Origin of the sequence: Rhizobium sp. 57MFTsu3.2, assembly GCF_012932765.1 — a bacterium.
GTDB classification, from domain to species: Bacteria; Pseudomonadota; Alphaproteobacteria; order Rhizobiales; family Rhizobiaceae; genus Rhizobium; species Rhizobium altiplani.
The window spans coordinates 504,725-510,921 of record NZ_JDWI01000001.1; the positions used below are offsets into that span (position 1 = coordinate 504,725).

Genomic DNA, 6,197 nt, shown 5'->3' on the forward strand with positions numbered 1-6,197 from the left:
GATCACTTGGCCGTCTCCAGCACGGAGACACATTCATCCCGCCACCATCGCACCAGATCGCGCAATCCATCTTCCAGCCCGATCGAAACTTGGAAACCAAGTTGCGCCCGCGCCTTTGACGGATCGGCCAACCGCCGCTCGACTGGGTTAACGTTGCGAGCAGGTTCATGGTGGATTCCGAGATTTTCCCGTCCCATGATCTTGAGCAGCGTCTGCGCCAATTCTTTTAGAGAAACTTCGGCCCCTGACGCGACATTGTAGACTTCGTCCGAAGCAGAAGAGAGAGCCGCCGCGATATTCGAAGACGCGACGTCACGAACCTCCACGAAATCCATGGTTTGCAAGCCGTCACCAAAGATGATCGGAGGTTGATTGGCAGCAATTCTCTCCATCCACCGGATCAAGACTTCCGTATAGCGGCCGTGGATATCCATGCGCGTTCCATAGACATTGAAGTAACGAAGCGCACAGTAGTTAAGGCCGTACATATCGTTGAATGATCGGAGCAGCTTTTCGTTGAAGAGCTTCAGGCCGCCGTACAATGTTCGATCGGCGTAGGGTGCTGCGGCCTCCGTGGTCGGAAATTCTGGAGCATAGCCATAGATTGAAGCGGACGACGCAGCGATGATCTTCTGAATTTTGTGTTTCACGCAGAGCTGCAGAAGATCGAATGTGGCGCGGCCCATAACCTCAAAGGCCTCGGCGGGTTCGGCGGCACAATGTGTAATCCTCAAAGCGGCCTGATGGAATACGATATCGGCGTCTCGCACCAGCTCGTCCATGAGCGCATTGTCACGAATATCGCCGTTTACAAGCCGCAAGCGCGGGTCGGCGGCAACGGAGGAGAGATTCTCAGACCTCCCACGCACCATATTATCGACAGCCACAACGGCCTGAACCTCGTGGCCCATGAGTTGATCGACAATGTGCGAGCCGATGAAGCCGGCGCCTCCGGTTACTAAAATGCGCTTCCCTCTTAGGAAATCTGAGGCGTTCGATTGTTTAACCTTTTGTTCCATCGTCTCACTCTGCCGCGATGATATTGAATCTGTTGCGCTTACTGCATGCGACCTGCTGCAAGCTGCGCTCCAGTGCCGACTGCGCCCGCTCCAGCGTTCTGACAATCCTCAGTCCGAAATCACCATCAGTTTGGCAACGCTCCTGCCCGAGGATGGAGCGACGGAGGTGTTCAACCACTTCTGTAAGCGGCTCGGGGCCGGAAATGCGCGGGGATGTCACCGCGCCGATTCTGTAATTCGGAAGATTGATCTCGCGATCCTGATTGGAATGGATAGTGATGCCGGAATCATAGATCTTGACCGGCTCATCGCGGTTCAAATCATCCCAGACAGCCATTTGCTTGCTGCCCCCAAGAGCAATCCGCCGCATTTTTACCGGCGACATCCAACTCAGATTGAGGTGCGCGACCATAGAGTTCTCGTAATGCAAGGTGATGTAGGCGATATCGGGCGATTTGTCGTTGACGTGACAATACCCGCTGGCCTCCACTGAAACCGGCTCTGCCGCAAACAGATAGTCCAGGATCGATAGGTCGTGAGGAGCGAGATCCCAGAGCACATTTACGTCCGGTTGAAAAAGGCCCAAATTGACGCGCTGGGAGTGGAAATATGCCCGAGCGTGCCGCTTGCAACGAGATCTCGGAGCTTTCGAACGGCAGGATGGAAGAGGAAGGTGTGATCAACCATCAGAGTTAAGCCATAGGCTTTGGCCCGCGCGACCAGGTCTTCCGCCTCTTCACTTGAACCGCACATGGGCTTCTCGATCATCACATGCTTGCCGGCGTCCAAACCGGCCTTAGCAAGCGAGTAGTGCGAGGACACCGGCGTTGCGATGACCATTGCATCAATATTTGGATCGAGAATGACAGACGAAGCGTCTTCGTAAATCGCGGCGCTCGGGAACGATTGCGCCAGTCGTTCTCGAACCTCCAGCCGCGTGTCAACAATTGCGGCTAACTGAATCCCAGGATTGCTGGAAAGGACACGTAGCAGGTTGCGCCCCCAGTAACCTACGCCGCATAAAGCCACCTTGATCATGCCAGCAAGACCCTCACACTTAATCGGCATGACTTATCGTGGTGCAATCTTGCCCCAGCCTGACGGTTACTGTTGAGGCGAACTCTAATCCTCGATCGAAGGTGAAACTTGTATTCCGGCTCCGCAGTCAGCGGCAAAGCTTCGTGTTGGGCTTCGGCTGGGCGTTGTGTCGCTGCTGAAACACATGCGAATTTGGGCGAACCTGGCGGCTTGAGAAATCGACACGGAGTCCAAAAAAAAAGCTCCTCGACGCCTATGCGGAGGAGCTTTCTGTGTAAGCGCGAATTTCTGCGCACCTTCTGAAGCGCAGTGCTCTCAGGCATGAAGTGTCCACCAAAATAGGTGGACACCAAATCATGAAAGAAGATGAGCAAAGACTGCGGGTGCGGCTTGTGGGTAGTGACGGCCGCCGTCGNTATGACCCAGCTTCGGTAGATCGTCTTGTTGCAGCCTGCCTTGAACCGGGGGTTTCGGTATCGCGGCTTGCGCTTGAACACGGCGTGAATGTCAATCTCCTGCGGAAATGGATACAGAGGGCCAAGCGGCTTGGTCATCCTGTGCCTGGGGGTCCGGCGTTCGTTCCGGTTCAGGTCGGTNCCGATCGGAGCCTGGCAGTGCAGCACAGCAGCTTGGATAGAAGCGTCAAGAGGCTGTCTTGTGCGGCCAAGCTGAGCGCTTCACTGCCGAACGGGGTGAGCGTGACGGTGGAATGCAGTGATGTNGATGGGTTGACTGCCATAATAGGAGCGCTGGGTCATGTTCAGACTTGGCGCTGATCTCAAGGTTTACCTGCATCGCGAACCGATCGACTTTCGGGCCGGCATCAACAGCCTTGCGGTCCTGGTCCAGGAGACGATGGAGCTTGACCCGTTTGCGCCTGCAGTCTTTGCCTTTTGCAATCGCCGTCACGACCGAATGAAGCTCCTGTTTTTTGATCGGTCCGGCTTTGTGATGGTCCTGAAGCGGTTGACCGAGGACAGGTTCCGATGGCCCCGTCGCGAGGTGCCGGTGGTCATGCTGACGACAGAGCAACTGCACTGGATCCTCGATGGCATCGATATCGANGCNATGATCCGCCATCCNGTGCGNCAATATCAGATCGCCGGCTGAGGATGGCGAATTGAGCTGTTGACGCGGAGAAGCGGTTCAGATTCAAAACTAGGATGACTCGAACCGGCGANCCCAGTGTTGCAGAGCTGATGGCGCAGTTGGCGGCCCATGCTGCCGAAATCGCTGCGCTCAAAGCCGAGAAGGAAGCGCTCTCGCAGCGGGTCGTCAAGCTGGAAGAAGAGCTGGCACTGGCAAAGCTNCATCGCTTTGCCCCNCGCAGTGAAAAGCACATTGATCGTCTCTTCAACGAGGCCGAAGAGGCTGCGGTCGAGGATGACNGCGAGGCAGNCGATGTTGTCGAGCTTCCGGACACCGGCCTGCCAGCGGTAGAAGGTCAAACGGGAAAGAAGCGTGGACGCAGACCTCTGCCGGANGACNTGCCACGCGAGCGNGTCGAATATGACCTCCCCGACGATCAGAAGTCTTGNCCCTNCTGCCAGGGTCAGATGCATCGCATGGGCGAGGCTGTTACCGAGCAGCTCCATATCGAGGTCAAGGCAAAGGTCCTACAGAATGTGCGGTTCAAGTACGCTTGCCGCCATTGCGACCGCACCGGGATCAACACGCCCGTCGTGATCGCACCGATGCCGACGCAGCCCCTGCCTGGCAGCATCGCCACCGCCTCGACGTTAGCCTTCGCGCTCGTTCACAAATACGTCGACGGCACACCGCTTTACCGCGTGGCTCAGACATTTGAGCGTGCTGGTGTTCCGATCAGCCGCGGCGCTCTCGCTCACTGGGTCATCGGCTCAAGCGAGAAGCATCTGCACCGCATCTATGACGCTCTGAAACTGCGGTTGCGATCGCAACCTCTCATTCATGGCGATGAGACGACAGTCCAAGTCCTCAAGGAAAAGGACAAGGAGGCCACCAGCACATCGTATATGTGGGCGTACCGAAGCGGCGAGGACAGTGACCAGCCAATCGTACTGCTCGATTATCAGCCCGGTCGTGGCCAGATCCATCCGCAGACCTTTCTCGGCGATTACCGCGGCATACTGATGAGCGATGGCTACACTGCCTGGCGCACATTGGATGGCCCAACCCATGTCGGATGCATGGCCCATTCCAGGCGGCGCTTCGTCGACGCCCTCAAAACCAGAAAGAAAGGTGGCGGGCCGCCTGAGCAGGCCCTCAGGTTCTTTGAACAACTCTACCGGATCGAAAGGCAGGCGCGAGACAAGATACCCGAGGCCAATGAAACGCAGGCCGACTGCATTCGCTGCTTCCGCCAACAGCACAGCTTACCTGTGCTGAACGCCCTCAAGTCATGGCTCGACGATATCGCGCCAAAGGTCGCACCCGATACCAAGCTCGGCGACGCCGTGTCCTACACTCTGAACCAGTGGGATTATCTGACGCGCTACATCAGCGATGGCAGGATGCCCATCGATAACAACATTCTGGAACGTGACATCAGAGTTTTTGCGACCGGAAGAAAATCGTGGCTGTTCAGCGACACTGCTGACGGAGCCAAGGCCAGCGCCGTGATCTACAGTCTCATGCTGACATGCCGCGCCTGTGGCGTCGACCCGCTGATCTGGCTACGACACGCGCTCACTGAGTTGCCGCAGCGCGACGACAACGCCGACATCGGCGACCTGCTACCAATCAACTTCTCGAAAACATCCCCCGCCTGTGAGCGATGGGGTGGACGCTCCCACTCAACGGCATCTTCGTGCCAGAATGGTTGTGTCTGAACCATCACAAGGGAGAGCGCCCATGGAAAAGGTTAGCATAATCGGTCTGGATTTGGCCAAGAGCATAATTCAAGTTCACGCAGCAAGCGTTGATGGCTCGGTGCTTTCTCGGCGAAAGATCTCGAGCAAGAAGTTGCTTGCGTTCCTATCCGGCTTTGATCCTTGTATCGTTGCGATGGAAGCCTGCGCGGGGAGCCACCATTGGGGTCGCGAGATTGCCAAGCTTGGTCATCAAGTGAAGCTGATTGCACCCATTTACGTCAAACCGTTCGTCAAGCGTCAGAAGAATGATGCGGCCGATGCTGAAGCCATCTGCGAAGCGGCAATGCGACCGACTATGCGTTTTGTCGCAGTCAAAAGCGAAGAGAAGCAGGCCGCGGCGACGGTATTCAAGGTACGAGACCTTCTCGTGCGACAAAAGACCCAAATCATCAATGCCCTGCGTGGTCTAATGGCCGAGTTCGGAATCACCGTTCCACAAGGCCCTTCGCATGTCGGTATTCTCATCAGCCACGTTGAAGACGATAGCTCAAACTTGACGGAGGCAGCACGGGCACCCTGCTTGGCATTGGTTTTAGCATTACGGGCGCTCATTGATAAGGTTCAGGAACTTGATCTGGAGATCGGCCGGAGGGCTCGGCACGATGATGTTGCCAGGCGGCTCATGAGCATTCCCGGAATTGGGCCTGTCATCGCAACGGCGCTCGAAGCCTTAGCGCCGCCAGCTGAGACATTCACACGAGGTCGAGATTTCTCTGCGTGGATGGGTTTGACACCGCGTCAGCATTCGTCTGGCGGCAAACCGCGGCTCGGCAAGACCTCGAAGATGGGGCAGCGAGATCTTCGACGACTGTTGATCATTGGGGCATCAGCCGTTGTTCGCTGGGCTTCAAGGCGCGGAGCGGTTGAAGGGTCCTGGTTGTCGCGAATGATCGGCAAAAAGCCGCCAATGCTGATCACCGTTGCACTCGCCAATCGGATGGGGCGGATTGCCTGGGCGCTTATGACAAACGGCGGCCGCTACGAGGAAAAGAGGCTAGCGTCGGCATAGATCAGCTCTGGCGGAGAGGATTTCTAATCCGCCATTGCGAGTGTAGGCAGGTCGAACGAAGGATATGGACAAACGGTCAAGAGACGGGATTAGGAAAACCAGTTCTGCCGGACGGCACCTCGAGTGCGCGTGAGCGTGTTGGACCTGATCTGCGAACTCCCATATGGGCCCGCGACGTACTACGGTCGCAACGAGAGGCCGGACACACGTCAGCACCCGACCAATGTTCAAGACTGAGTGAAGATTTTGCTTGCATTCGAGGGAGCGTCCACACACGTC

Annotated in this window: 6 protein-coding genes and 1 pseudogene; 4 read left to right on the forward strand and 3 right to left on the reverse strand. The window is 56.7% G+C overall.

The features are described from left to right. Window positions 1–2: 2 nt before the first annotated feature. Genes AF71_RS02485 through AF71_RS02495 form a run of 3 tightly spaced genes read right to left on the reverse strand, consistent with a single transcriptional unit; the run spans window position 3 to window position 2,057 of the window. On the reverse strand, window positions 3–1,019 hold the full coding sequence (locus tag AF71_RS02485; RefSeq protein ID WP_169679580.1) for an NAD-dependent epimerase/dehydratase family protein: 1,017 nt from the start codon (window positions 1,017–1,019) through the stop codon (window positions 3–5). Window positions 1,020–1,023: 4 nt separating this feature from the next. After that, window positions 1,024–1,578, reverse strand: a complete 555-nt coding sequence (locus tag AF71_RS02490) for a Gfo/Idh/MocA family oxidoreductase (RefSeq protein ID WP_169679582.1) — start codon at window positions 1,576–1,578, stop codon at window positions 1,024–1,026. Window positions 1,579–1,580: 2 nt separating this feature from the next. Further along, the gene (locus AF71_RS02495; RefSeq protein WP_169679584.1) at window positions 1,581–2,057 is read right to left on the reverse strand and encodes a Gfo/Idh/MocA family oxidoreductase; all 477 of its coding nucleotides are present in this window, start codon (window positions 2,055–2,057) and stop codon (window positions 1,581–1,583) included. 356 nt (window positions 2,058–2,413) lie between these two features. On the opposite strand from AF71_RS02495, the gene AF71_RS02500 reads away from it, so the two are divergent. The 4 genes and pseudogenes from AF71_RS02500 (at window position 2,414) to AF71_RS02515 (ending at window position 5,918) form a co-directional block, all read left to right on the forward strand. Then, window positions 2,414–2,833: a transposase gene (locus tag AF71_RS02500; protein WP_169679587.1), complete on the forward strand. Its 420-nt coding sequence runs from the start codon at window positions 2,414–2,416 to the stop codon at window positions 2,831–2,833. Then, window positions 2,814–3,167 carry an IS66 family insertion sequence element accessory protein TnpB gene (gene tnpB, locus AF71_RS02505; RefSeq protein ID WP_169679590.1) on the forward strand — a complete coding sequence of 118 codons (354 nt, stop codon included), beginning with the start codon at window positions 2,814–2,816 and terminating at the stop codon, window positions 3,165–3,167. Before AF71_RS02500 ends, tnpB begins: the two co-directional genes overlap by 20 nt. A 53-nt stretch (window positions 3,168–3,220) precedes the next feature. Then, window positions 3,221–4,804: pseudogene (locus tag AF71_RS02510) on the forward strand (IS66 family transposase); the annotation flags it as partial. Window positions 4,805–4,889: 85 nt separating this feature from the next. Beyond that, window positions 4,890–5,918, forward strand: a complete 1,029-nt coding sequence (locus AF71_RS02515) for an IS110 family transposase (RefSeq protein ID WP_169679603.1) — start codon at window positions 4,890–4,892, stop codon at window positions 5,916–5,918. Window positions 5,919–6,197: the final 279 nt, after the last annotated feature.

Coding starts and splice junctions, on each gene's coding strand:
- AF71_RS02495 (WP_169679584.1), bottom strand. CDS start 2,057: ATGATCAAGGTGGCTTTATGCGGCGTAGGTTACTGGGGGCGCAACCTG.
- AF71_RS02485 (WP_169679580.1), bottom strand. CDS start 1,019: ATGGAACAAAAGGTTAAACAATCGAACGCCTCAGATTTCCTAAGAGGG.
- AF71_RS02515 (WP_169679603.1), top strand. CDS start 4,890: ATGGAAAAGGTTAGCATAATCGGTCTGGATTTGGCCAAGAGCATAATT.